At 69.7% G+C, this 23,940-nt stretch carries 25 protein-coding genes and 1 pseudogene; 10 read left to right on the top strand and 16 right to left on the bottom strand.

Annotated features, from left to right (window positions below):
* Positions 1-5: 5 nt before the first annotated feature.
* The 3 genes from BN971_RS20960 to BN971_RS20950 all read right to left on the bottom strand — a co-directional run bounded on the left by BN971_RS20960 (position 6) and on the right by BN971_RS20950 (position 2,570).
* Positions 6-1,166 (bottom strand): NDMA-dependent alcohol dehydrogenase, encoded by a 1,161-nt coding sequence (locus BN971_RS20960; RefSeq protein WP_264026398.1) that lies wholly within the window; start codon positions 1,164-1,166, stop codon positions 6-8.
* A 79-nt stretch (positions 1,167-1,245) separates the two neighbouring features.
* A complete protein-coding gene (locus tag BN971_RS20955; protein WP_085179640.1) occupies positions 1,246-1,707 on the bottom strand; it encodes an SRPBCC family protein in 462 nt (153 codons plus the stop codon).
* Positions 1,704-2,570, bottom strand: a complete 867-nt coding sequence (locus tag BN971_RS20950; protein WP_085179641.1) for a rhomboid family intramembrane serine protease — start codon at positions 2,568-2,570, stop codon at positions 1,704-1,706. The genes BN971_RS20955 and BN971_RS20950 overlap by 4 nt, the downstream gene beginning before the upstream one ends.
* 73 nt (positions 2,571-2,643) lie before the next feature.
* Here BN971_RS20950 and BN971_RS20945 point away from each other — a divergent pair, with 73 nt between their 5' ends.
* Positions 2,644-3,015, top strand: a complete 372-nt coding sequence (locus BN971_RS20945; RefSeq protein WP_085179642.1) for a nuclear transport factor 2 family protein — start codon at positions 2,644-2,646, stop codon at positions 3,013-3,015.
* Between the two features lie 44 nt (positions 3,016-3,059).
* Positions 3,060-3,293, top strand: a complete 234-nt coding sequence (locus tag BN971_RS20940) for a hypothetical protein (protein WP_211279779.1) — start codon at positions 3,060-3,062, stop codon at positions 3,291-3,293.
* Between the two features lie 588 nt (positions 3,294-3,881).
* On the opposite strand, the gene BN971_RS25405 is transcribed toward BN971_RS20940, so the two are convergent.
* The 3 genes from BN971_RS25405 to BN971_RS20920 all read right to left on the bottom strand — a co-directional run bounded on the left by BN971_RS25405 (position 3,882) and on the right by BN971_RS20920 (position 6,600).
* A complete protein-coding gene (locus tag BN971_RS25405; RefSeq protein ID WP_211704229.1) occupies positions 3,882-4,427 on the bottom strand; it encodes a hypothetical protein in 546 nt (181 codons plus the stop codon).
* A gap of 2 nt (positions 4,428-4,429) precedes the next feature.
* Positions 4,430-5,545, bottom strand: coding sequence for an acyl-CoA synthetase family protein (locus BN971_RS20925; RefSeq protein ID WP_085179648.1), 1,116 nt, complete (start codon positions 5,543-5,545; stop codon positions 4,430-4,432).
* A 122-nt stretch (positions 5,546-5,667) separates the two neighbouring features.
* Positions 5,668-6,600 carry an oxygenase MpaB family protein gene (locus tag BN971_RS20920; protein ID WP_085179649.1) on the bottom strand — a complete coding sequence of 311 codons (933 nt, stop codon included), beginning with the start codon at positions 6,598-6,600 and terminating at the stop codon, positions 5,668-5,670.
* Between the two features lie 102 nt (positions 6,601-6,702).
* Between BN971_RS20920 and BN971_RS20915 the strand changes: the two genes are divergently transcribed.
* From BN971_RS20915 to BN971_RS20905, 3 genes and pseudogenes are all read left to right on the top strand, one after another.
* Positions 6,703-7,278 (top strand): TetR/AcrR family transcriptional regulator, encoded by a 576-nt coding sequence (locus BN971_RS20915; RefSeq protein WP_085179650.1) that lies wholly within the window; start codon positions 6,703-6,705, stop codon positions 7,276-7,278.
* A gap of 9 nt (positions 7,279-7,287) precedes the next feature.
* A complete protein-coding gene (locus BN971_RS20910) occupies positions 7,288-8,670 on the top strand; it encodes an adenylate/guanylate cyclase domain-containing protein (protein ID WP_085179651.1) in 1,383 nt (460 codons plus the stop codon).
* 89 nt (positions 8,671-8,759) lie between these two features.
* A pseudogene (locus BN971_RS20905) lies at positions 8,760-9,185 on the top strand (class I SAM-dependent methyltransferase); the annotation flags it as partial.
* A gap of 5 nt (positions 9,186-9,190) precedes the next feature.
* On the opposite strand, the gene BN971_RS20900 reads toward BN971_RS20905, so the two are convergent.
* Positions 9,191-9,649 (bottom strand): SRPBCC family protein, encoded by a 459-nt coding sequence (locus BN971_RS20900; protein WP_085179848.1) that lies wholly within the window; start codon positions 9,647-9,649, stop codon positions 9,191-9,193.
* Between the two features lie 211 nt (positions 9,650-9,860).
* Positions 9,861-10,553: an SDR family oxidoreductase gene (locus tag BN971_RS20895; RefSeq protein WP_085179653.1), complete on the bottom strand. Its 693-nt coding sequence runs from the start codon at positions 10,551-10,553 to the stop codon at positions 9,861-9,863.
* 84 nt (positions 10,554-10,637) lie between these two features.
* Here BN971_RS20895 and BN971_RS20890 point away from each other — a divergent pair, with 84 nt between their 5' ends.
* The gene (locus BN971_RS20890; protein WP_245836553.1) at positions 10,638-11,231 is read left to right on the top strand and encodes a CGNR zinc finger domain-containing protein; all 594 of its coding nucleotides are present in this window, start codon (positions 10,638-10,640) and stop codon (positions 11,229-11,231) included.
* Between the two features lie 20 nt (positions 11,232-11,251).
* On the opposite strand, the gene BN971_RS20885 is transcribed toward BN971_RS20890, so the two are convergent.
* The 6 genes from BN971_RS20885 to BN971_RS20860 all read right to left on the bottom strand — a co-directional run bounded on the left by BN971_RS20885 (position 11,252) and on the right by BN971_RS20860 (position 16,667).
* Positions 11,252-11,845: a class I SAM-dependent methyltransferase gene (locus BN971_RS20885; RefSeq protein WP_085179654.1), complete on the bottom strand. Its 594-nt coding sequence runs from the start codon at positions 11,843-11,845 to the stop codon at positions 11,252-11,254.
* A gap of 340 nt (positions 11,846-12,185) precedes the next feature.
* Positions 12,186-13,037, bottom strand: coding sequence for an SDR family oxidoreductase (locus BN971_RS20880; RefSeq protein ID WP_085179655.1), 852 nt, complete (start codon positions 13,035-13,037; stop codon positions 12,186-12,188).
* A gap of 29 nt (positions 13,038-13,066) precedes the next feature.
* Positions 13,067-13,513, bottom strand: a complete 447-nt coding sequence (gene trxA / locus BN971_RS20875) for a thioredoxin (RefSeq protein WP_085179656.1) — start codon at positions 13,511-13,513, stop codon at positions 13,067-13,069.
* Between the two features lie 24 nt (positions 13,514-13,537).
* Positions 13,538-14,302, bottom strand: coding sequence for a DUF2127 domain-containing protein (locus BN971_RS20870; RefSeq protein WP_085179657.1), 765 nt, complete (start codon positions 14,300-14,302; stop codon positions 13,538-13,540).
* A 59-nt stretch (positions 14,303-14,361) separates the two neighbouring features.
* The gene (locus tag BN971_RS20865; RefSeq protein ID WP_085179658.1) at positions 14,362-15,750 is read right to left on the bottom strand and encodes an MmgE/PrpD family protein; all 1,389 of its coding nucleotides are present in this window, start codon (positions 15,748-15,750) and stop codon (positions 14,362-14,364) included.
* Between the two features lie 59 nt (positions 15,751-15,809).
* Positions 15,810-16,667, bottom strand: coding sequence for an IclR family transcriptional regulator (locus BN971_RS20860; protein WP_085179659.1), 858 nt, complete (start codon positions 16,665-16,667; stop codon positions 15,810-15,812).
* A 186-nt stretch (positions 16,668-16,853) separates the two neighbouring features.
* On the opposite strand from BN971_RS20860, the gene BN971_RS20855 reads away from it, so the two are divergent.
* From BN971_RS20855 to BN971_RS20840, 4 genes are all read left to right on the top strand, one after another.
* Complete coding sequence (locus BN971_RS20855; protein WP_085179850.1) at positions 16,854-17,270, top strand: nuclear transport factor 2 family protein; 417 nt, start codon at positions 16,854-16,856, stop codon at positions 17,268-17,270.
* Complete coding sequence (locus BN971_RS20850) at positions 17,267-18,109, top strand: SDR family NAD(P)-dependent oxidoreductase (RefSeq protein WP_245836569.1); 843 nt, start codon at positions 17,267-17,269, stop codon at positions 18,107-18,109. Before BN971_RS20855 ends, BN971_RS20850 begins: the two co-directional genes overlap by 4 nt.
* 299 nt (positions 18,110-18,408) lie before the next feature.
* A complete protein-coding gene (locus BN971_RS20845) occupies positions 18,409-19,731 on the top strand; it encodes a sodium/calcium exchanger protein (protein WP_085179661.1) in 1,323 nt (440 codons plus the stop codon).
* A gap of 60 nt (positions 19,732-19,791) precedes the next feature.
* The gene (locus BN971_RS20840) at positions 19,792-20,619 is read left to right on the top strand and encodes an SDR family oxidoreductase (RefSeq protein WP_085179662.1); all 828 of its coding nucleotides are present in this window, start codon (positions 19,792-19,794) and stop codon (positions 20,617-20,619) included.
* Here BN971_RS20840 and BN971_RS20835 read toward each other — a convergent pair whose 3' ends face one another.
* Both BN971_RS20835 and BN971_RS20830 read right to left on the bottom strand, forming a co-directional pair.
* Positions 20,620-22,140 carry a flavin-containing monooxygenase gene (locus BN971_RS20835; protein ID WP_090350531.1) on the bottom strand — a complete coding sequence of 507 codons (1,521 nt, stop codon included), beginning with the start codon at positions 22,138-22,140 and terminating at the stop codon, positions 20,620-20,622.
* Complete coding sequence (locus BN971_RS20830; RefSeq protein ID WP_085179664.1) at positions 22,137-23,927, bottom strand: flavin-containing monooxygenase; 1,791 nt, start codon at positions 23,925-23,927, stop codon at positions 22,137-22,139. The genes BN971_RS20835 and BN971_RS20830 overlap by 4 nt, the downstream gene beginning before the upstream one ends.
* Positions 23,928-23,940: the final 13 nt, after the last annotated feature.

Here is a 23,940-nt window from a genome sequence, read left to right as displayed (position 1 = left end):
CCCGCTCAGTTGTCGGCGAAATCGATGAGGCCGCGAATGTTGCGGCCCTCGCGCAGGTCCGAGAACGCCTCGTTGATCTCCTCGAGCCGGTAATGGCGGGTGACCAGCTCGTCCAGCCTCAGCGTTCCCGCCTGATACAGCGACAACAGCATCGGCACGCTGGTGCGCGGATTCATGCCGCCGTAGAGCGCCCCCCGCAGCTGTTTGGCCGACAGTGTCATCTCCTGCAGCACCAACGGAACCGGGGGCTCGGTGAACGGGGTGATGCCGGTCAGCACGCAGACCCCGCCTTTGCGCAGCAGCGCCATCGCCGCCGGGATCAACTCCACCCGGACGACGCCGGGCGTGACGATGACGCGGTCGGCCATGACGCCCGCGGTGATCTCCCTGACCAGCGCGATCGCTTCCTGCGCCGAGGCGACGGTGTGGGTGGCACCGAAAAACTTGGCCGAATCTCGTTTGGAATCAACGGGATCCACCCCGACGATGTGGGTCGCCCCGACGGCACGCGCCCCCTGCAGGGCGTTCATCCCGACGCCGCCGGTGCCGATGACGACCACGGTGTCGCCGGGTTCGGTGCCCGCCGACACCGTCGCCGAGCCCCAGCCGGTGCTGACACCGCACGACACGAGCGAGGCGGCGTGGAACGGGATCGTGTCATCGATTTTGATCACGGATCGCTCCGAGAGCACGGCGTATTCGGCGAAGGTGCCGAGTTGGCCGTAGGCCAGCAGGTTTTCGTCGCCGAGATGCCGGCGGCAGGTTCCGTCGGTGGGCATCTCACGGACGAACAGGCTCGCTCCGACATCGCAGATGTAGCTCTGGCCGTTCACGCAGAACCGGCAATTGCCGCACGCGGGGATGAACGAGAGCGCCACGCGGTCACCCGGGCGCACCGACGTCACGCCGGGCCCGACGTCTTCGACGACGCCGGCCCCCTCGTGACCGCCGAGCAGCGGGAACCAGTCCGGCCCGGACATGCCGCTCGCGGCCAGCACCTCGGGCGTCGGCACCACATCGCCGGTGAAGAGGTGGTCATCGGAGTGGCAGATCCCGGCGACCGCCATCCGGACCATGACTTCGCCCGCGTGCGGCGGGTCGAGCACGATCTCGCGGATCTCCCAGTCCATCCCGACCCCGCGGATCACGGCCGCACGACACTTCATTGCACCCTCCTCACGCCCGACCACCGGAGCTCATGCTAGAGCGTGCACGCCGACCACCGATCCGGGTAACCCCGCTCACTCAACCGGACTCGAAGTGGCGCCGGATGCCGGCCAGCATCTCGATGTGCGCCTTGACCGCTTCCCGGATGGTGAGGGCGGCCAAGGGCCGCGGCGCGGAAATCCGCACCCGCTCGGTGACGCGGGTCCCGCCGGGAACCGGTGTGAAGCTGACCGTTCCGCGCAGGCGCACCCCCGGTGACTGATCGGCCTCGGTCAGCACGTCGCCGTCGGCGCGCACCCGCAGCCGCGCCCGGTAGCTGACCTTGATGGTCAACGGGCCCAACGGGATTCGGTCGATCACCCGGTAGACCTGCAGGTAACCGTCCGCGGTTTCCGTGCGGGAGACCGTCTCTACCGCGACGATCAGGGGGTGCACCAGCTTGATGTTGTTCAGGTCCACGTAAAAGTCGCGGACCGCTTCCGGCGGGGCCGGCACGTCCTCGGTGAGGGTGCGCTCGGTGTCACCGCGCCACCAGCTCACTGCGCGAACTCCGCGAGCAGGGCCGCGGTGCGCCACCAGGTCAGCGCGACGAACACCGCGAGCGCGGTCAGCGTCGCCGCGACTTGGACCGCGTTGCGACGCTCCTTGGGCGGATAGACGTAGGCCGCGGCGACCGCGGCGCCGGTCACCAGCCCGCCCAGGTGGCCCTGCCAGCTGATCAGCTGCGAGCTGATCGCCGGGACGACGAAGGTGAAGACCAGGTTGATCACGATCACCGCGACCACCCAGCGGATGTCGAGCGCCAACTTCCTGCCCACGACGAACGTGGCGCCGAACAGGCCGAAGATCGCGCCGGAGGCGCCCGCCGTCGCGGTGTTGAGCGGCGACAGCAGATACACCAGCACCGAGCCGCCCAGCCCGCTCAGGGCGTACAACGCGCCGAACCGCAAACGGCCCAGCCACATTTCGAGCGGAGGCCCCACGACATACAGCGCCCACATGTTGAACAGCAGGTGCGTCGCGCCGTAGTGCAGGAACGCGGAGGTGACCAGGCGGTAGTACTGGCCGTCGGCGACCGCCGGTGGCCACAGGGTGAGCTGTTTCTCGAGCTGCCCCGAGGCGATCTGGATGACGAAGGCCAGCACGTTGATCGCGATCAGCGCGTACGTGACCACCGGCGCGCCCGATCGTTGCCGGCCCCCGAAGCGGGTCCGGGGCTGGCGAACGCCGCGGGCGCCCGCCTGCACGCAGTCCACGCACTGGTGTCCCACGGCGGCGTCGCGCATGCACTCCGGGCAGATGTAGCGGTCGCACCGGTTGCAGCGGATGTACGTCGGGCGGCCCGGATGCCGGTAGCACGTCGGCGCCGCGGCCGGCGACTGGGGCACGCTGGCGTGGCTCATCGCACCATTGTTGCCTGCCAGCCCTCTTACCGATCCCATTTGCCGGACCTCCGTACCGGCCTACGGTGGTGGGGTGACCGGAGTCGTCGAGCGGTACCTGGAATGCCTCGCCGCCCACGACTGGGCCGGCGTCGCCGCCACGATCGCCGACGACGGGCTGACCCGGGAGGGCCCGTTCTGCGACGTCATCGAGGGCAAAGCGCATTACGTCGCGTACCTACGCAAGGTGCTCACCAACTTCGAGGGCCACGAGTTGCGGGTGCAGCGCGTCTCGCACGTCAACGACCGGCTGTCGTTCGTCGAGTTGACCGAGGCGTTCGTGATCGACGGCGCCCCCGCCCGCTGGCCCGAATGCATCCTGTTCGAGCGGAACGACGACGGTCTGATCTCGCGCGTCAGCGTGTTCTTCAAACAGCCCGGCAACGAATCGGCAGCGGCCACCTGAAGGGCCTGTTCCCTCCCCTGCCCGGTTCACCTACTGTGACACGGGTGGAGTCACACGGAACCCCCGAATTGGTGCCCGTCGAGAAGTTGCACTCCGGCGACCCGGTCACCGACGTCAACGGCGGCGGTCAGCGCTACATCGTTCTCGAGGCGAAGACCGTCGGTGACGGCTGCGTGGTCCTGGAGCTCGAGACGCGGATCGATCACCACTTGCAGGTCATCGAGAAGTCCTTCCCCGTCGGCTACCAGTTCGGCCGGGCGCACCACCACAGCCTGTAAGCCGCGGTTAGCGCGCCCGCTCGCCGTCGCTGTCGTGCCATTCCCACCGCTCAGACGGCGCCGCCCGCGGGCAGCCCTCCGGGGAGTCCTCCCAATTCTCCTGGCGCCCAAGGGCTGTCATGTCGAAGAAGCTCCAGGTAGTGCCCAGCGCCTGGAGACCGCGGTTGTTGACGAAGGCCGCGGTTATCGATGAAGGCCGCGGTTATCGATGAAGCAAGTGCGGAACACCCGGAGACCGTGCCGTGCCACTCGTGCACGGCCGAAGTCGACATCGGAGCTGCCGGTGATCGTGTACCAGGGTGCAGGCCGGCGTCGAACTCGAAATGCCGCCCCACGCCCTGTGGTTCACGCCGCCGCGTGCCGAAGGCGCACTCCATCCACGTGCTGCCCGTCGGCGCGGCCGGCATCGCCACCTTGACCGTCTTTCTCGACCCGCTCCTGTTCGCGAGGTTTGGACTGCCGCCAACCCGGTAAACTTCCACCCAGGGACCGCGGTTACCGCCCCTGACAAGAGTCGCACCGATCATCGGTGTCCTCGCATGCCCACCTCCGGCCCACCCGTGTGGACAGGTCCCTGACACGCCAGGATCATGAGTCGCGGTACACGCAATCGAAGGGTGACGCAGTGAAGATTCCCGGCGTAACCGACGTCGTCGCCGGCGTGGCCGGCGGAGCGGCGCAACTGGTGCGGGCCGGCGTCTCCACAGCGGCCGGGGCGGCGAGCGCCGTGCAGACGCTGACCAGCCCGGTGACCGAACTGGCCGTGCCGGTGGTGCAGTCGATGGCGCAGACCACCGGCCGGGTCATCGGGGTGACCGGCCCCGCGCCGCGCGCCCCGGCCCGGGTCACCGCGATCGGCACACCCGAAATCCGGCTGGCCAGGCGGACGTAGGACTCGAAGTCCAGGCCGGCGATGACGCCGCCGGTGAAGATGCCGGCCGCCTCGGACAGCGCCTCCTCGCGCCGCGGGGCCGGCAGCGGGGCGACCTTCCGCTGGGCGGCCATCGTGCGCGAAACATACAGCGGCGGAACCACACTCAACTCGGCAACCGCGACGCCGGACATGCTGGCGATGACTTCGCTTTTGCGCGTGCGGTATTCGCCCCCCGCGCCGAGCGCGTCGATCCGCAGCACGGCTAGTACACCCCCTCGATGACGGTCTCGCCCTCGAAGGTGCTCACCGGTCCCACCGCGCTGACCGAGTCGCTGAGTTGCCCCGCCGGACCGGGCAGCCGCACCGCGGTGTCGCGTTCGAGGTTGTTGGGGATGAACATGCCCTTGCTGACGTGATTCATCACCACCTGGCCCCGCCCGCCGTAGGGCACCCGCTCGCCGGTGTCCGGGTCGATCACCCAGAACACCACGTACGGGGTGCGCGGGTGGAAAACGAATGAGCCTTCGTCGGTGATTTCGGTGACCGCTTGCGAGAGCACCATGGTGCTGCCGAAGGCCATGGTGATCGTCGTCCGCGGGAACATGTCGCGCAGCAGGTCGAGGGTGTCGGCGTCCACGTGCGCGCCGCTGAGCAGCAGGTATCCGACCTTGGCGTTGATCAGGTCGACGACGCGGTCGTGGCGGGCGATCGCCTCCAGCAGCGGCGGGGTGGTGTGCATGTTCGCGACGTTCTGCGTCTGCAGGATGACCGCGGTCTGCTCGATGACGTGCTCGACGTAGGCGGCCACCGCCGCGGCCCCCCGCGGGGCGGCGTTGCCCGCGGCGATCTTCTTGACCCAGCGGGGATCGATGTCGACCGCGTGGCAGGCGGCCCCCAGTCGCTCGGCCACCAGGCGGGAGAAGTAGCCGACGCCGTGCGGGCCGCTCGGCATCACGCACACGAATCCGCGGCCGGGCAGGAAGCCGCCGGCGGCGAAGTCCTCGGTCTGCCACCGCACGACCTGCGCCACCCAATCCGGCATCTGCACAGTGCGTTTGGGGGCTCCGGTGGTGCCGCCGGATTCGAATATCTGCGGCACCGGGGGCGGCGATCCGGGGGATGCGTAGCCGCGCGGGACGAGGTCCTCCACCGGCACGTCGCGTAGATCGTTGACGAGGTTGGGGAACATCCGCAGATCCGCGAAAGAGCGGACCTCGGTGAGCGGGTCGAAGCCCAGCGTCCGCGCGGTGCGCAACCAGTACGCGGATCCGGTGTCCTCGCCGAAGTGCCAGGCGATCGCCGCGCGCAGATAGGCGTCGGGGTCCTCGACCGGCGTCGGTCTCGGCACGTCCAACAGCGAGAAGTCGACATCGGGCATGCGACCGATCCTGTCCCACCCCGGCGGGCACGCCAAGCACGCCGGGCCCGGCCGCCACCGCTATTGCCTTAATTCACAGGGTGTTCTACCACCGTGTACCCGCCGTTCAGCGGGCCCGGGGCTCAGGCGGCCGGGCGGTTGTGCAGCGTGCGCGGGTCGACGCCCGCCCGGCGCCACGCGGCGGCCGCCCAGGGCAGGTAGATGGCCCACAGCGGCAGCCGGTTGACGAGCGGGTTCAGCGCCCGCATGGTCGCGGCGAACCGCTGGAACCGGCGTTCTTTCCTGTCGTCCCATGGCAATTGGCACACCTGGCGCATCTGGGGCGGCATCGTGCCGACCAGGACCAGGCGGGTGTAGGCGTTCAGCGGCGCGGAAAGCACCCTCCACACGGGCCGGGGGATCCAGCGTGGCCCGGGGATGCCCTTGCGGATGTAGCCGGTGCCGTAGAGGACAGTCTTGTGCGGGACGAACCGCTCGAGCATGTCGTCCCAGTAGGCCACGAATTCGTCATAGGTCGGCGGCTGGCCGCGATCGCTGACCCCGTACAGGTCGTACCAGACCTTGCCCTCGGTGAAGATCTGCTCCTTCTCCGCGCGGGACAGCCTGCGGATGAACGTGTCGGCGGTGTAGATGACCTGGTCGACGAACGTGGCGTGCGCCCAATAGAACAACTCGGGGTTGAGCGCGTGATACCGGGAGCCGTCGCTGATCGTGCCCTTGATCGGCTTGTGGAAGTCGCGCACCCTGCGGCCCCACGCGTGCGGGTCGTCGGAGTAGACGGTCTTCATCAGCGGGGGTGCGGTTCGCTTGGCGCGGCCGAGGGTGTCGCTGAAGATCACCGAGTGGTCGAGTACGCCCTGCGCGAGCTGCTCGATGCAGTTCTCGACACCGGCCGTGCGCTGAAACCCGAAGAACTGGGTGCGGTGATCGCCGTAGAACTTCCAGATGAGCGACTCCGGCCCCAGCCGCGGCGTGGCCGCGGACCCGTCGACGGGCATGGGCAGCGCCTCGCGAACGCCGGTGTCGAAATCCTGTGCGGCCGATCCCGCTGCCATACCGACTCCCTCGCGGCGCCCGATTGTGAACAGAGACACAAATGCGTATCTTTGTGTCAAGATAACATTCTTCCGCCGAGATTGCCGTGGGGGTCGCGATCCATGCCCAGCCACCGCCTCGAGCCCAGCCTCGACGACAAGATCCTCGACACCGCGCGGGCGGTGTTCGAGACCTACGGCGTGCGCCGCGCCAACATCGAAGACGTGGCCTCCCGCGCCGGGGTCAGCCGCAGCACCGTCTACCGGCGCTTCCCCACCAAGGACGCCCTGCTCGGGCAGGTGGTGCGACGGGAGGCGGAAACCTTCTTCGCCACGCTCGACCAAGCCACCTCCGGCCGCACCCCGGCGGAGGCCGTCGTCGAGGCGTTCGCCCTCGGCGTGCGACTGGTCGGGGACTCGCCGCTGTATTCGCGCATCGTCGAGAGCGAGCCGGAGTTGTTCGGCCTGTTCTCGCGGTCGCACGTCTTCCCCATCCGCCAGTTCGCCGACGGCATCGCCCACACGCTGCGGCGCTGCGGCGCCGCGGCGCCCGAGGCGGAGCTGGGGGACATCGCCGACATCCTGCTGCGGGTCGCCCTGGGCATCATCGTCTTTCCCACCGACCGGCTCGACATCACGGATCCGGCGGCCGTCCGGCGGTACGCCGCCCGCTATCTCGTCCCGATCATCGACCGCTAGCCTGGAGCCATGGCGCCGCCGGCTCCGCGGGCCCGGTACGCCAGCTGCAGTGAGGTCGACATCGCCTATCAGGTCTTCGGTGATGGCCCGACCGACCTGCTCGTGCTGCCGGGGCCCATGATTCCCATCGACTGCGTCGACTCCGAGCCGTCGATGTACCGCTTCCATCGCCGGCTGGCCTCCTTCAGCCGGGTGATCCGGTTCGACCAGCGTGGGATCGGCCTGTCCTCGCGGATCGCGTCCGTGGACTCGATCGGTCCGGACTCGTGGGCGCACGACGCCATCGCGGTCATGGACGCGGTGGGATCGGAGCGGGCGACGGTCTTCGCGCCCGGGTTCACGTCACTGGCCGGACTGGTCCTGGCGGCGGATTTCCCCGAGCGGGTGAGCAACCTGGTGATCTTCAACGGCGCCGCGCGCACCCTGCGCGGTCCGGACTACCCGATCGGCGCCGAGGTGGCCTCCGCCGATCCCTTCACGACGGTCGGGATCGAACCGGACGCCGTCGAGCAGGGCTTCGACATGCTGGCCGTCATCGCTCCGTCCGTGGCCGCCGACGAGGCGTTCCGGGCGTGGTGGGACCACGCCGGCAATCGTGCGGCCTCCCCCAGCATGGCCCGCGCCTTCATCAGGAAGATCCGGGACGGCGACGTCCGCGACGCCCTCGCCCGCATCCGGGTGCCGACCCTGATCCTGCATCGCGACAATCCCGACTTCAGCCCGCTGGGCCACGGCGTCTACCTCGCCGAACACATCGCGGGCGCGCGGCTGATCGAGCTGCCGGGCAAAGACTCCCTGTACTGGGTCGGCGACACGGGGCCCATGCTGGAAGAGATCGAGGAATTCGTCACCGGCGTGCGCGGCGGCTTGGACAGCGAGCGCCTGCTCACCACCATCGTCTTCACCGACATCGTCGGGTCGACCGAGCGCGCCGCACAGCTCGGCGACCACCGCTGGCGCGACCTGCTGGACAACCACGACACCATCGTGCGGCACGAGCTGCAGCGGTTCGGCGGCCGCGAAGTCAACACCGCCGGAGACGGATTCGTCGCGACCTTCAGCAGCCCGAGCGCCGCCATCGCCTGCTCGGACGCGATCGTCGACGCGGTCCGCGTGCTGGGCGTCGAGGTGCGGGTGGGCATCCACGCGGGCGAGGTCGAGGTGCGGGGCGTGTCGAAAACCGACGTCGCCGGCATGGCCGTGCACATCGGCGCGCGCGTGGCGGCGCTCGCCGGTCCCAGCGAGGTGCTGGTCTCCTCGACGGTGCGTGACATCGTCACCGGGTCGCGGTACCGGTTCGCCGACCGGGGCGAGGCGGAGCTGAAGGGGGTGCCGGGACGGTGGCAGTTGTGCGCCCTGGCGCGCGAGAACGCCGCCGTCCGCCGGGCGTAGGCTCGATATTCCGAGTACCGCTTGGTTTTTGAACCGAGTTCGTCTGTTGAATCGAAGGAGTACCCGTGACCGACGTGCACGTCTCGCTGCCTCCCGCGCGGGCCGCGGGCCCCGACGGCCTGGCCCTGGGCATCGACATCTCCGAGCCGATGCTCCAACGCGCGGTGCGCAACGAGGCCGGGCCGCAGGTCGGCTTCATCAGGGCTGACGCGCAACGACTTCCGCTGCGCGACGACACCGTCGACGCGGTGGTCTCGACGGCCGTCCTGCAGTTGGTGCCCAACCCGACGGCAGCCCTGGCCGAGATGGCGCGGGTGCTGCGCCCGGGTGGACGGCTGGCCGTGATGGTGCCGACCGCGGGGCCCTTGGCCCGGTTCTGGCAGCAGCTGCCGAACGTGGGGGCGCACGCGTTCGGTGAGGACGAAATCGGCGACATCCTGGAAGAGCAGGGATTCGCCAGCGTTCGGGTCAAGAACCTGGGCAGCATTCAGTGGGTGCGCGGCACCAACGGCTGAGTGCCTCAGCGGTCGGGCGCTTGCGCCAGCGCGGCCAGCCGGTCGATCGACTCGCGCAGCATGTCCGGAGTCGTCGCCCGGGCGCGTGGCAGCCGGGTGCTGTCGGTCAGCGCCGTCCAGTCATAGGTATGGGTGACACTGGTCAGTGAGGCGTTGACGGGATGCAGCTCCCAGCGCCAAAGGTGGCCCGGCGGCTGCTTTTTCGGCTCCGCCGGGCACCACGCGATCTTGCTGCCCTCGATGAATTCCACCACGTGGTTCTCCCGCACGGCCCCGCTGGTCAGTGTCGTCCTGAAGATGTCGCCGACCTGACGCACGCGCTGCCCCGGGGCGGCCGAGGCGAGGTTGTCGTTGCCGTCCCAGCTCGGCTGCAGCGACGGATCGGCGATCAGCTCGAAGATCCGTTCCGCGCCGGCCGAGATCACCCGGGTGGCGCTGACAATGCCGTCCTGTTCCTCTCCCATGCCGATATCCAAACACGGGCAGGTTAACCCCCGCCGCGGTCGATGTGACTTTTGGCGGATGCGATAGGGACCTTCGACCTCGAACCGGCGCCGGATTGCTGTCAGGCTGATTCCTGCCGGGCCAAACCCGGCGGTTTGCCTTCGGGCAGACGTTCATGGCGGTGGTGCCGTCGACCTCCCCCCGGTCGCCGGCACCACAGCCTCCACCATCTCAGCCCAACCGCAGTGCCTCGATGGGGCCGGACAGCGCCGCCTTGACCTGACGGGTGTCGTCGTCGGCCAGCACCTCGGCCTCGGCCCGCTCGATGCCATCCACCACCGCCCGCGCCACCTGACGCGGATCGTTTTTCGGCGCGTCGAAGCCGTCGGCCATGTCGGTGTCGGTGAAGCTCAGGTGCACGCCGGTGACGACGGTCCCCTGCTTTTCCAGCTCGATCCGCAGGGAGTTCGTCGCGGACCACAGGGCCGCCTTGGAGTCCCCGTAGCCGCCGAAACCCGGCAACCAGGACAGGACCGAATGGATGTCGACGAGCGCGCCGCCGCCGTTCTCGGCCAGGATGGGCGCGAACGCCTTGGCGACCCGAAGCGCGCCGAAGTAGTTGGTCTCGAACACCGCGCGTACCTCATCGATGTCGGCGTCGAGCAGCTTCGGAGCGCCCAGTATGCCGGCGTTGTTGACGACGATGTCAGCGTCGGGTGCCGTGTTAGCCAGTGCGGCAACCGAATCCGGCTTGGTCACGTCCAGTTCGACACTCACCACGCGTGGGTCCTCGCTGGGCTTGGGCGCCCGGGCCGTCGCGTACACCTTCGTCGCCCCCCGCTCCAACAGCTCCGCCACGATGGCCTTGCCCAGGCCGCGCTGCCCGCCGGTGACCACCACCGTCGCGCCTTTGATGTTGACCATATTCTCGCTCCTTGACGTAGGTGAACCAGTTTTACCTCTGTCACGGTAGTGGACGCACTTGACAGAGTCAAGTATCCTTTGACTATGTCAGTTGAATGGCCTGCGTCACACCGCTACGGAATCACTCCGGCGGACGGAGGGCTCGGACTGGTCCAGGACTTTCTCAACACCACCGGCATCGCGGGATACGGCCCGGACCTGCTGGCCGATGCCGAATCCGCCGACGACTGGGCAACCGGTGCGGTGCGCACGTGGGCGTCACTGCGTGGCCTGGCGGGGGCGCCGCCGGCCCTGGAAGAGGCGGATTTGGTGAAACTGCGTTCCCTGCGGTCCACCATCCGCAGCATGGTCGACCACGAGTCACCGCCCCGCCGCGGGCCGGGTGCCGTCTCCGCCTCCTTCGGGCTGTCGGACTCGGGCGAGGTCCGGTTGGAACCCGCGGGCGGCGGCTGGCGCTGGCTGGCTTCCGCGCTGTGGGCCGAGATCCTGCTGAGCCAGCAGGCCGGAACGTGGCGGCGGGTGAAGCGATGCCACAACCACCACTGCGGGTCCGCGTTCTACGACCGCTCCAAGAACAACAGCGGTGTCTGGCACGACGTGAAGACGTGCGGGAACGCCGCGAACCTACGCGCCTCCCGGGCCCGCAAGCGCGAACGCGAGCGCGCCGGCCGTTCCTGACTTGCACGCCGCCAAGGACGTCAGGGCTTCCGCCAGTGCAGGCGGTACCGGTAGTAGAGGCCCCGGCGGATGACCGCCCCCGGCAGCACGTCGCGCGCCACCCGCCGGATCTCGGCGAGGCTTTCCCCGGGCTCGGCGACCGCCACTCCGACGTCCCGGGTCTCCCGGTGCAGCCACGAACCCACGCGAACCGGCGGCGTGCAGAGGGCGGCCCACGTCCAGTCGGCGACGCTCTTGTTGGCCGAGAGCCCGACGACCGCCAACTCCCCTCCCGCGCAGAGCATCCGGCGCGCCCTGTGCAGCGATTCGCGCAGCGGCAGGTGATGCAGGCTCGCCACGAACGTGATCAGGTCGTACGAACGCTCGTCGGCATCCATGCTCTCGAAGCGGCCCAGCCTCACCGAGGCGTTGTCGAGAATGCGCAGCCGCGCCCGCGCCCGCCGCACCGACTCCGGATCGGCATCGATGCCGACCACACTCCGCGACACCGGTGCCAGCCGCTCGAGCAGCAGCCCCTCCCCGCATCCCACATCGAGGACGTCACCGCGCCGCCGGGCCGCGATGTCGGCCAACCACGGGTGGTAGGCGGTGTTGTGGTTCCAGTAGTCATCCACCGGTCGGCCCGGGACGCACTGTCAGCAGCGCTCGGCCCCCTTGGCCATCAGGGGCACATCGGGACGGGCACGGCGTGACCCGGCCCTGCGCACGGCGTTCAGGGCGTCGCACGCGCGGGCCCTGAGCGGCGCGACGACGTCGAGTCGAGCGGGGCCCTCACTGATCCAGGCCTGCAGCGCTGCCACGGTATCGATCCTTCGGTCGGTTCGGCCGGGTGTTCAACCGAATCACTGTATTGAATTGCACCGCCGCTGTTTTACGCGCTCGCCGCGCCGCGGTAAACGCCGCGAAAATGTGTGCAGTGACGTACCGCACACCGTCGGTGAAGCGCAGCGTGCGTCACACGCCGCCGCCGCGGCGGAACCGCCGCAGATAGCCGACCAGGCGGTGCGCCGGAACCGGTTTCGGCCAGTCGTCGGCCCGGAAATAGGCGTCGGTGCCGCCGTCGACGAACACGACGCTGCCGCAAAGGAAGTCGGCCGCATCCGACAACATGAAGCACATCCAGGCCGCCATTTGCGGTGCCTCACCGAACCCGCCGACCGGGACCGGGAACGACCGGACCGCCTTGGCCTGCCTGCGATCTGACAACTGTTCCTGCAGCAGTGGGGTCATGACCGCCCCGGGCGCGAGCGCGTTCAGGCGCACCCCCGACCCGGCCCAGTCCGGCAGCACCGCGTGCCGCCGCACCCAGCGGCTCACGGCGATCTTCGACGCCGCGTACATCATCGTCGGCGCGGCCGGCCCGAGCAGCCGGACCGAACGCACCGCCTTGTCGGCGTCGTGCGCCAGCAACGCGTTGATCGTTCGGCGGGGCACCGCGGGCACCGTCGTCGCCGAGTTGCTGGCGACGACGACGACTTTGGACCGGCCGGCCGCCGCGAACGCCGGCCGCCAGGCCTCCAGAAGCTCGACGACCCCGAGGTAGTTGACCTGCGCGATCAGGCGCGGCCGATCGCGCCCGGGGCTGGGGCCCAGGCCGGCGGCCAGAACGGCCCCGTCGAGCCTGCCGCCCACGGCCTCCAGCACGGCGGCGGCGGCGCGCCGGCGTCCATCGGGCGTCGACAAGTCGGCGACCACGTCGGCGTCTTTAAGGTCGACACCGACCACGGTGTGGCCCTCGCCGCGGAGCCGCTGCGCGGTCTCGCGGCCCATGCCCGAGGCCGATCCGGTGATCGCATAGGTGGCCATTCGCATCTCCGTCCTGCTCGGTCCGGCGGTCAGCCGTTCGAGGATTTGCCCAAAGTCTCATCCGCCCAAGCCCGCAACGCGGCGATCGGCATCGCGCCGGATTGGCGGCCGAGCGGCTTGCCCTCCCGTAACAGCAGCAGGGTCGGCACCGCGCGGACGGCGTACCGCTGCGACAGCGAGGGAGCACGGTCGACGTCGACCTTCACCAGCTTCAGCTCCCCCGACCGCTCCCCGGCCAGTTGCTCGAGCGCCGGGCTGACCATCCGGCACGGGCCGCACCACGTCGCCCAGAAGTCGACGAGGACCGGGATCGAGGATTTCTCGGCGACGTCGGCGAAAGTGTCGTCGCCGGCGTCGACGATCCACGGCAGCCAGTGCCGGCACTGCGCGCAGCGCGGCCTGCCGGCCGCCGCGGCGGGCACCCGATTCCTTCGGCCGCACTGCGGGCAGCCGACGATGCGCGCGCTATCGGTCATGTCGACGATCGTTCACCGATCCCGTCATGCGGCGGTCGCGGCCCGCTCGACGTCGAGCAGTTGCTCGCCGCGGCGCTCCTCGTCGTAGGCCTTGCGACCGCCCCGCAGACCGAACAGGCGTTTCGAGACGAGCAGGTACACCACGGCCGCGACGTTGATGCCGAAGGTGACGGCCCGGGTCATCGTGACGCCCTTGGCCAGGTCATGGATCTCCAGCGGGAGGAACACCGACGTGGCCACCACGGCGAAGTACTCGCCCCACCGCTTGAGCAGCCACAGCCCGACGCCCTCGACGACCTCCACCAACGCATAGACCACCAGCGCCACGGTCAGCAGTGCGAGCGTGGAGGGCTTGGCGGCCAGCGCCTTCTCCAGTTCGTGCACCGCGGTCATCTGGTCGACCCTGAATCCGCTGGCGCGCAACAGCGGTAGGTCGCGGTCGAGGGTGGCCTGAATGGAGCCGCGCGCTCCCCGGAACTTCCACACCGCATATGCCGCAAGGGTGATCGCGAGCGCCCGGAAAAGCCGCTCCACCGCGAGGATGCGGATGATGATCGCCTGCCGTAACGCCTTGCCGCGCATGATCATCGGCGCATCGTCGGCCGGCCCGCGGCCGGACGGCGGCCCCAGGGTGAACTCGCCGCAGCGCAGGCAACGCCACACCTCACCCAGTCCGGTGGTGCCGCTCAGCCGATCGGCGAGGGCCGCGTCATCGGGCGCATAGGTGACATGCCCTTGCATTCCGCACGTGGCCAGCTCCCACCGGTTGCCGCCGCGGTCCTTGCGCATGGACTCCGATCTTTCAGGGCGGGTGGCGCATCACGCAAGAGGCACGCGGCGCGACGGTCTCAGAACCGCGGCCTGCTGCGCGGCCGTCGGGCGGTGGGACTGACGGCGCCCAACAGGGCGGCGAGCGCGCCGGCCGTGATCCCCTCCAGCTGGTCGACCGCGGCGATGATCTCGGCCTGCAGAGGCTGGTCGCAGAACGGCTCGGCGAGCCAGCGGAATTTGTCGACAACGCGTTCCCAGGACATGGGCCGCGTAGGCGAGCCCTCGTAATCGCTTTGCTCGCGGCTCAATTCGCGCCCGTCGGCCGTGGTCACGTGCACCCGGGCGGCGGTTCGTCCCGGATAGTCGGCGGTCAGGTCGGCGGCGGGTTCGACGTCGACGCGGGCCAGCAGTTCCTGGACGTCGGCGCGCAGGACCCGCTCGTCCTCCAGTTGCTCGGGACCCACCCCGCCGTCGAGCAGGGCAACCGCGGTCAGGTACTTGAGGTTGTAGTCGGCCTGTTCCTTGGTCTCCGGGTGGCTCTTGTCGCCGTAGGCGCCCCCACCGGCGAAGTCGTACGCGCCCTGGAAAACCTCCAGTTTCACCCGCGCGATGTCGCTCCCCAGCAGATCGTTGTCGGTGCGGATCGCCAGCACGGCATCGATCACCACCTGCCCGTGGATGAGGGAGCAGTACTGCTTGAGATAGGTTTCCTCGACGCACGCGAGCGACGGGTCGTGGGTGCGCAAGTCGATCGGCTGCCCGAAAAGCTGCACCAGACCCTGGGGGCCCTCGAACAATGCCTTGGGGCCGGTGATGCCGCGGCCGGCCAGCACCGTCGTGTACACCGCACGCATGCCGGTGATGGCGGGCGAGATGCCCTTCCAGTGGGCGACGGGCTCGGCGTGCACCGCCGCCAGCGACACGTTGTCGGCCGCGGCGGCGGCGATCGCGTTGGCGGTCTGTTCGGCGTCCAGGCCGAGCAGCCTGGCGGACCCGGCCGCAACCGACATCGCCAGCTGCAGAGCGTGATTGAGGCCGCGCGCCATGACGGGCACCTGGGCGCTGAACCGGCACTGCACCTCGTAGGCAACCGCGAGGGCGAGCAGGAAGTCGGCCCCGCTCGCGCCGGTGTGCTCGGCCACCGCCAACACGGCCCCGAAGTTATCCGCGGGATGGCACAGCCCCCCGACGGTGAGGTACGTGTCGAGCAGGTCGGGATACCGGACCAACACCGCGTTGAAGAACGCGGCCTGGTCCACCGACGCCCGGCCGCCGCCGACGAGCGTCGCCGTGGGCGCGCCGCTGAACTGGTCGGTGTGCGCCCGGATCGTCGCAATGAGCTCGCCGTCCAGCGAGCCCACGGCGCAGGCGATGCTGTCGAGCACGTTGCGCTTCAGCAATTGCCGCGGTCGGCCGGCGAGATCCGCCGGACCCGCGCCGACGACGAAGTCCGCCAGATCGTCCACAACGTGGCCACGCGCCATGGCTTTTCGCCTCCCGGTCCGGGACCCGACCCGGACCCACGTTAGCCCGGCTGTTCGGACAGCTGCCGAGCGCCCGTGACCGCGGCCGCCTCCTCGACCAGGCGGTCGCCGATCTCCCGGACCCGCCGGGCGCTCAGGGGGCACAACGGATGCACGGCCACCATCAGCGCGACGCGCCCGCGGTGGTCGAAAGCCGGTGCGGCGATGGTCACCACGGGCTGCTTGCGGCGACCGGGGTTGTCGTCGGAGACGAAGCCGATGGTGGTGAACTCGGCCCGCAACTGCTCCAGGATCTGCCGCGCCGGGGTGGGCATGTCGGCGCTGTCCAGCGTGGCGACCAGGCGCACCGCCTGCGCCAGCGCGGGCGTCGTCCAGTCGACGTCGTACCCGCGCCGGCGGGTGCGCTCCAGAATGCGTTCCAGCCGCCCCGTCCGGTCGGGGTCGTCGCCCGCGCCCCGGCGGATCCAGGCGCGGCGCTCCTCTTCGGGGTCCCACGCGGCAAAGGCGACGCCGAAGGGCGGCGCGTAGGGGATCCGATCACCCGGTATGCCCGACGGCTGGGTCGCGGGTTCACCCTCGAATGCGGTGACCACCAACCAATCCCCGAATCGCTCGACGACGGAGCCCGCGTAGCCGACCTCGCCGGCGAGGCGCAGCATCGCGGAGCGCGCCGCGTGCGCGAGCGGCCGGACCGTGTCGGTGCGCGCGGCCACCACGGCAAGGGCGGGTCCCAGTGTGAAGACCTTGGTCACCGGGTCCCGGCTCGCCCACCCGCGATCGCACAGCGTCTTGAGGATCGCATGCGCCGTCGCCTGGGTGAGGTCGAGCTCACGCACCACGTCGGAGAACCGCAGCTGCCTGTTGCCGGCGCGCGCGAGCAGCTCGACCACGTCGAGCACCCGCGCCGTCGGCGCTGACGTCGATCCGCGAATTTCCTTGACTCCTTCAGGAGGGGCTTCCTACAGTAAAGCCGAACATTCGATGCTTTGTCTCGATTATTCGAGAAGGTGCGCCGAGCCAAAGTGCGCAGCGCTACTCGACGTTCCCGAGACAACGGCCCCTGCAGCCCTCGATGGAGCAGTCCAATGACCGAACATGAAGATCGCCAAGACATTTCGGACCTGCTCGTTCGCTACGCCACCGGCATCGACCGTCGCGACTGGTCGCTGTTCCGTACGGTGTTCACCGACGACTGCGACCTCGATTACGGTGAGATCGGCGCCTGGCGGGGCGTCGACGCCGTCACGGATTTCATGACGCAGGTACACGCCCCGGCGGGGCACACGTTGCATCGCCTGAGCAATCAGGCCATCGCCGTCGCGGGCGACACCGCGACGGCGCGCACCTACGTCGACGTCGTCATCATGGTCGGCGACGACGGTTCCGGTGTGAATGGAATCGGGTTCTACGACGACGAGATCGTGCGCGGCGCCGCCGGATGGCGCATCGCGAAACGGCGGTTCACCGCGGTGCGCGTGAGCGCGCTGGGCAGCGCACAGTGACGTCCGCGACATCCGCGACGTCGCCGACGTTCGCGGCCAAGTACGGGCCCTGGGCGCTCGTGGCCGGCGCCTCCGACGGCCTGGGGGCCGCCTTCGCCAAAGAGCTGGCCGGCCGCGGGGTCAACGTCGTGTTGCTCGCCCGCAGGCAGGCCGTCCTCGACCGGGTGGCGTCCGACATCGAGTCGCAGACCTCGTCGCGAACCCGAACGCTGGCAATCGATCTCGCCGACGCCGGCGCCGCCGCGGCGATCACCGGGGCCACCGCAGACCTGCAGATCGGGTTTTTGGTGTACTGCGCGGGCGCGGACCCGGACTTCGCACCGTTCCTCGCGAACTCCGTCGAGTCCGCCGAGGCGATGGTGCACCGCAATTGCGTCGTGCCGCTGCAGCTGTGCCACCACTTCGCCCGGCCGATGGTGGAGCGGGGCCGCGGCGCGATCGTCATCTTCGGGTCCGGCGCCGGGCTGGCCGGCGGTCCGAACATGGTCGCCTACGGCGCTTCCAAGGCTTTCGACATGGTGTTCGCCGAAGCGCTGTGGGCCGAACTGCACGACAAGGGCGTCGACGTCCTCGGCCTCATCCTGGGCAAGACCGACACGCCCGCGTTGCGCAAACTCGAACACCGCCGGGGTCTGATCGGTTCGCCGGACCAGGTGCCGCCCGGCGCCTGCGCCGTCGACGACGTCATCGCGGAGGCTTTCGACAACTTGAGCAACGGCCCCACGCTGATGGCGGGCGACGGCATGCGTGCCGCCGCGCACATGCTGTCATCGCTGCCCCGCAACCAGGCCGTCGATCTGCTGGCGCAGGCCGTCAGGTCAACGATGGGCACCGAGTAGGGGCCGGTCCGCCGGAACCCCCGCGCGCCCCGCCGCGTCATAACGGCAGTGCGGCTGTTAGCCAACCGCTCGCGGAACAGGTTTGCCGAATCGAAAGATCAGGGCACCCTAATTCTGCGCGTGTGGTGCCATTGGCCAGCAAAGATATCGAGCCGGGCAACCGCGGCCCGGCGCACGGTCGCGTTGCTGGCGACGCGTTCGACGCGTACGTTGGAAAGGAAGTTCGCCTCACCCGCGAGCCTCCCGAGCCCCCGCCGGGCGCACGCGACACCAGGATCGGCACCCCTCCCGAACGAAGGATGACGATGATCGCCACCGAGAGGCCCGCTCTCACGGCTGGTACGGCATTGCGCGGGCCGCGGCGCACGCTGATCCGTTCGGCGCTCATCACGGGGACCGTCATCGCACCGGCGCTGGTCTTTCGGCTGGCCGGCCTGCACACGGAACCGGTCGCCGCGCTGCTGATCTTCGGGGCCGCGGTGGTCTCGGCCAGCTTCCTGCTCGCGTGGGCCGCCGAGGCCGCGCAGATCGACGTCTCGGGCGGGGTGGCCATCGCGGTGCTCGCGCTCGTCGCGGTCCTGCCGGAATACGCCGTCGACCTCTACTACGCGTACGTGTCCGGACACAACGCGGACTACACCCAGTACGCCGCGGCCAACATGACGGGCTCCAACCGTCTGCTGATGGGGCTGGGGTGGCCGGTCGTCGTGCTCGTCGGCATCATGGCGGCGCGAAAGGCCGGCGCCGGCAAGGCCGGCGCCGGCAAGGCCGGCGCGCTGACGTTGCAGCCCGCCAACCGCGTCGAACTCGGCTTCCTGCTCGTGGCGGGCGTGATCGCATTCGTCATACCGGCCAGCCGACAGATCCACCTGGGGCTGGGGTTGGCGCTGCTGGGCTGGTTCGGGTTCTATCTCTACAAGGTCAGCCACGGCGACGTCGAGGAGCCCGACCTCATCGGCACGGCCGCGGCGCTGGGGGAGCTGCCCGACCGGCGGCGCCGCATCGGCGTCATCGGGCTTTTCGTGGCGTCGGGCGCGGTGGTCCTGCTGTGCGCCAAGCCCTTCGCCGACAACCTCGTCGACGCGGGCACCGAGCTGGGCATCGACAGGTTCCTACTGGTCCAGTGGCTGGCCCCGCTCGCCTCCGAGGCCCCGGAATTCATCATCGCGACCATCTTCGCCGCCCGCGGCAAGGGCACCGCCGCCATCGCCACGCTGATCTCCTCCAAGGTCAACCAGTGGACGCTGCTGGTGGGATCGTTGCCGGTGGCCCACCTGCTCGGCGGTGGCGGGTTCACGCTGGCGCTCGACTCCCGCCAGGTCGAGGAGGTACTGCTCACGGCCACCCAGACCCTGATGGGGGTGGCGCTGATCCTGGGGCTGCGTTTCCCTCGCGCCGCCGCGTGGGCGCTGCTGACGTTGTTCGTCGTCCAGTTCCCGATCGTCTCGACGCACGGCCGGCTGCTGTTGTGCGGGATCTACACCGTGGTCGCCGTCGCCGGACTCATCGTCAACCGCCGCCACCTGGTGGCCACCGTCCGGGCGCCGTTCCTGGGGAAGGCGATCCGCCACACCGGTCACCCGCATCACTGGGACAACGCCGAACCAGCACCCGACCACTGAGGTGGCGGCCCCGCGCCGGTTACCATCCCTCGACGCAGTCAACTGAGGATTGGAGCGATTATGGCCGGCGAGGTCTTGACCGTGCTCGGCGTCGGTGGCATGGGTCAGGCGATCGCCGAGCGGCTCGGCGCCGGCAAGACCGTGCTGCTGGCGGACAACAACGCGGCGACGCTCGGGTCGGTCGCCGAGGCGCTCTCCGATGCCGGCTACCACGTCGAAAGCCGACAGGTCGATGTGTCGTCGCCGGACTCGGTGCGCGCGCTCGCCGAGCACGCCGCCTCCCTCGGCGCGGTGACTCAGGTGGCCCACACCGCGGGCCTGTCCCCGGCGCAGGCCCCGGCCGCGGCGATCCTGGCCGTCGACCTGCTGGGCACCGCGCTCGTACTCGAAGAATTCGGCGACATCATCGCGCCGGGCGGTGCGGGCGTCGTTGTCGCCAGCATGGCCGGGCACATGTTTCCCGCCCTCTCCGCCGAGCACGAGCGCGCGCTGGCCCACACCCCGGGCCGCGACCTGCTGAGCCTGGACTTCGTCAACCCGGAAAACATCACCGAGCCCGGCATCGCATACGGAATCGCCAAGCAGGCCAACCACGTTCGGGTCCGTGCCGCCAGCGCCCAATGGGGGAGGCGAGGCGCGCGCATCAACTCGATCAGCCCGGGCATCATCTCCACCCCCATGGGCCGGCAGGAACTCGCCTCACCCGTCGGTGACGGCATGCGGGCGATGCTCGCCATGTCCGCGACCGGCCGCCTCGGGACACCGGGCGATATCGCCGCGGCCGCGGCGTTCCTGCTCGGACCCGATGCGTCATTCATCACCGGCACCGACCTGCTCGTCGACGGGGGCGTGATCGCGGCGGTCAAGGCGGGCAGCCCCCAGGGTTAGTCACCGCCGATCGGATGCCAACACGGGCGTTGGCTGACCGCCCGAAGAGACGCGCGGCGTTCGGTGCATCCAGTCCCGCGACCGCAGCCGCCAGGTCCGGCGGGCGTACTCGAGTTCGGTGTAGGGCCACTGGGTGACGATGCGGCCGGAGGGCGACCGGAAGTAGCTGTCGCACCTGGTCCAGATGGTCTTTTCCAGGTCCACGGAAAGCCGTTGGTTGTACCGGCTTTCGACCTCCGCGCGGATCTCCAGGCAGCCGCCGCGGCGCGCCACCCGGCTCACCGCGCCGGCCACCAGTCGCGCGCCGGCCTCCAGGACGTAGACGATCGAGTTGCCGCCCTGGTTGGTGTTGGGTCCATAGACCATGAAGAAGTTCGGGAAACCGCTGACGGCGATGCCGAGGTAGGCCGTCGGATCGTCGCCCCACCGCTCGTGCAGGCTCTCCCCGCCGCGCCCGATCACGTCAATGCCGTTGAGGTACTTGCTGGTCTGAAACCCGGTGGCGCAGACGATCGCGTCGGCGTCGACCGCGTCGCCGGCGGCGGTGACGATCGAGGTCTCGGTCACCCGGGCGATGGGGTCGACCACCAAATCGACGTGATCCTGTTGCAGCGCCAGGTAGTAGTCGGCGCCGAGCAGCACCCGCTTGCACCGGAACGGGTAGTCGGGGGTCAGTAACTCGCGCAGCCGCTCGTCGGGCACCGTGCGCTTCAGGAAGGCGGTCGCGACTTCGGCGCGGCCGGCGACCTGTGGATCGTCGACCGCGCTGCCGGCGAAGTCGTGGAACTGCTTCCAGATGCGCCATCGTTCCCGCCGGGCGGCCCACGGACTACGACGGAACCTGGCCAGCTCCCCGGCGCTGAACGGGCGGTCGTCCTTGGGCACCATCCACGGGGGTGTCCGCTGAAAGACGCTGACGCGTGCGGCGATTCGGGCGAGTTCGGGTACGACCTGCACGGCGCTGGCGCCCGTGCCGATCACCGCGATCTTCCTGCCGGCCAGGTCGACGCCCGCGTCCCACGCGCAGGTGTGCATGAGCCGACCGCGGTAGTCGCTCAAGCCCTCGATGTCGGGCAGCCTGGGCTCCGCGAACAGCCCCACGGCGCTGACCAACACGTCGGCGCGCAGCGCCGTCGTGACGTCGCTATCCGCCTGCCGCAGTTCCAGTTCCCACGAAGCGGTGTCCTCGTTCCACCGCGCGCTGCGCACATGGGTCCGCAGCATCAGGTGCCGGCGCAGGTCGAATTCGTCGGCGACCGACTCGAGGTAGGCGAGTATCTCCGGCTGCCGCGCGTAGGTTCGGCTCCAGGACTTGTTGAGCGCGAACGAAAACGAGTACAGGTGGCTCTGGACGTCGCACGCCGCGCCGGGATAGGTGTTGCGCCGCCAGGTTCCACCGACTCCGTCGTCGCCCTCGATGATGACCAGGTCGTCGACGCCGGCGCGGCGCAACGCCACCGCGGCGCCCAGCCCGCCGAGCCGGCCCACGGCGTAGAGCCGACGGGCCCGGCGGCTCGTCATGCGACGCCCCCGTGGGTTTCCAGGCCCGCCATATCGCCCGCGGCGCGCCAGGCCGCAAGGATGTCGGCGTACTCGGTGGGCGCACCGAAGAAGAAGCTGCCCTGCCGGGTCTTGGCGTCGGCCTTGCCCTCCCGGTTGTAGTAGCCGGGCGTGCAGGTCTGGGCGCGCTCGGCCGACGCCGCCGAGCGGGCGACCACCGTGTCGACCCAGGCGGCCTCGGCCTCGGCCGAGGGCTCGAGTTCGGCGACGCCGCGCTCCAGCGCCTTGGCGATGATCCACGCGGCGTGGCCGGCCTGGACGTCCAGCAGGTAGGGAAAGTTCACCGTCAAGCCCGCCTGGGAGATGCTCTCGATGAAGCAGTTCGGGAAGCCGCGCGCCAAGAGTCCCTGGAAGGTGCGCACACCGTCGCGCCAGCTGTCGGTCAGCGTTTCGCCGCCCCGGCCGATCAGCTCGAATCCGGTGCGACGGCAATAGTCGGTGCCGACCTCGAAACCCGTTGCGAAGATGAGGCAATCGAGCTCGTACGTCCTTCCGTCGACGACCACGCCGGCCTCGGTGATCCGTTCCACACCGCGGCCGTGGGTGTCGACCAGCGTGACGTTGTCGCGGTTGAACGTCTGCAGATACTCGTCGTGAAAGCATGGCCGCTTGCAGAAGTAGCCGTACCAGGGTTTGAGCGCCTCGGCGGTGGCGCGGTCGGCCACCAGCTCGTCGACCCGCGCGCGGATCTCCTCCATCTTGGCGAAGTCCGCGATCTCGATGTCGCGGCCGCGTCGCGCGGGGTCCACACCACCGGTGTCCTGACGCATCACCGGCAGCTTGCGGGTGATGCTGGTCCAGGCATCGGCGACGAGGTCCTCGTCGGCCTGGCCGCCGGCGGTGAGGATCTGGAAGTTCTGTATCCGTTGGCGTTGCCAGCCGGGCCGCAACTCGGCGGCCCAACCCGGGTCGGTGGGCCGGTTGGCGCGCACGTCCACCGAGGACGGCGTGCGCTGAAACACGTAGAGCCGCTGGGCCGCCGCGGCGAGGTGCGGGACGCACTGGACGGCCGTGGCTCCGGTCCCGATGATGCCGACGCGCTTGGAGGCCAGGTTCTCCAGCCGCTCGCCGGTGTAACCGTAGTCCCACCGGCTGGTGTGGAAGGCGTGACCGCCGAACACATCCAGGCCCTCGATGCCGGGCAGCTTGGGTTTGGCCTGGTAACCGTTGGCCATCGACACGAACCGGGCCCGCATCTCGTCGCCGTGGTTGGTGCGGATGATCCAGCGGGATTCGTTTTCCTCCCACCGGATCTCGTGGACATCGGTCTGCAGGCACGCGTCGCGGTACAGGTCGTAGTGTCGCGCGATGCGCTGACAGTGCGCGAAGATCTCGGCTCCGCTCGCGTATTTCTGCGTGGGCAGGTACCCGAGCTCTTCGAGCAGCGGGATGTACACGTAGGACTCGACGTCGCAGGCGATGCCGGGATAGCGGTTCCAGTACCAGGTGCCGCCGACGTCGGCCGCCCGATCGATCAGGCGCACGCTGTGCACGCCGAGCTCGCGCAGCCGCGCGCCGGTGAGCAGGCCGCCGAAGCCGGCGCCGACGACGGCCACGTCGACCTCGTCGGTCAGCGGGTCGCGCGTGAAGGTGCCGTCCACCCAGGGGTCCTCGGCGAACCGCGCGAACGCGCCCGCAGTCTCGACGTACTGCTCGATGCCGTCCGGGCGCAGTCGCCGCGCCCGCTCCTCGGCGTATTTCCGGCGCAGGGCGTCGACGTCGAACGCCACGCCAACGGTTTCGGTCACGGGTCACCGGCTT

The organism is Mycobacterium bohemicum DSM 44277 (genome assembly GCF_001053185.1).
In the GTDB taxonomy this organism is placed as follows: Bacteria; Actinomycetota; Actinomycetes; order Mycobacteriales; family Mycobacteriaceae; genus Mycobacterium; species Mycobacterium bohemicum.
The sequence above is the reverse complement of the archived record's forward strand: the minus strand, read 5'-3'. Positions and strand labels throughout refer to the sequence as shown.

Bases quoted from the DNA above. Each gene is read 5' to 3' on its own strand.
- BN971_RS20895 (WP_085179653.1), bottom strand. From the start codon at position 10,553: ATGGTCAACATCAAAGGCGCGACGGTGGTGGTCACCGGCGGGCAGCGC.
- BN971_RS20900 (WP_085179848.1), bottom strand. From the start codon at position 9,649: ATGGGAGAGGAACAGGACGGCATTGTCAGCGCCACCCGGGTGATCTCG.
- BN971_RS20920 (WP_085179649.1), bottom strand. From the start codon at position 6,600: ATGGCAGCGGGATCGGCCGCACAGGATTTCGACACCGGCGTTCGCGAG.
- BN971_RS20840 (WP_085179662.1), top strand. From the start codon at position 19,792: ATGGCCGGCGAGGTCTTGACCGTGCTCGGCGTCGGTGGCATGGGTCAG.
- BN971_RS20855 (WP_085179850.1), top strand. From the start codon at position 16,854: ATGACCGAACATGAAGATCGCCAAGACATTTCGGACCTGCTCGTTCGC.
- BN971_RS20950 (WP_085179641.1), bottom strand. From the start codon at position 2,570: ATGAGCCACGCCAGCGTGCCCCAGTCGCCGGCCGCGGCGCCGACGTGC.
- BN971_RS20915 (WP_085179650.1), top strand. From the start codon at position 6,703: ATGCCCAGCCACCGCCTCGAGCCCAGCCTCGACGACAAGATCCTCGAC.
- BN971_RS20910 (WP_085179651.1), top strand. From the start codon at position 7,288: ATGGCGCCGCCGGCTCCGCGGGCCCGGTACGCCAGCTGCAGTGAGGTC.
- BN971_RS20890 (WP_245836553.1), top strand. From the start codon at position 10,638: ATGTCAGTTGAATGGCCTGCGTCACACCGCTACGGAATCACTCCGGCG.
- BN971_RS20835 (WP_090350531.1), bottom strand. From the start codon at position 22,140: ATGACGAGCCGCCGGGCCCGTCGGCTCTACGCCGTGGGCCGGCTCGGC.
- BN971_RS20960 (WP_264026398.1), bottom strand. From the start codon at position 1,166: ATGAAGTGTCGTGCGGCCGTGATCCGCGGGGTCGGGATGGACTGGGAG.
- BN971_RS20845 (WP_085179661.1), top strand. From the start codon at position 18,409: ATGACGATGATCGCCACCGAGAGGCCCGCTCTCACGGCTGGTACGGCA.
- BN971_RS20880 (WP_085179655.1), bottom strand. From the start codon at position 13,037: ATGGCCACCTATGCGATCACCGGATCGGCCTCGGGCATGGGCCGCGAG.
- BN971_RS20870 (WP_085179657.1), bottom strand. From the start codon at position 14,302: ATGCGCAAGGACCGCGGCGGCAACCGGTGGGAGCTGGCCACGTGCGGA.
- trxA (WP_085179656.1), bottom strand. From the start codon at position 13,513: ATGACCGATAGCGCGCGCATCGTCGGCTGCCCGCAGTGCGGCCGAAGG.
- BN971_RS20925 (WP_085179648.1), bottom strand. From the start codon at position 5,545: ATGCCCGATGTCGACTTCTCGCTGTTGGACGTGCCGAGACCGACGCCG.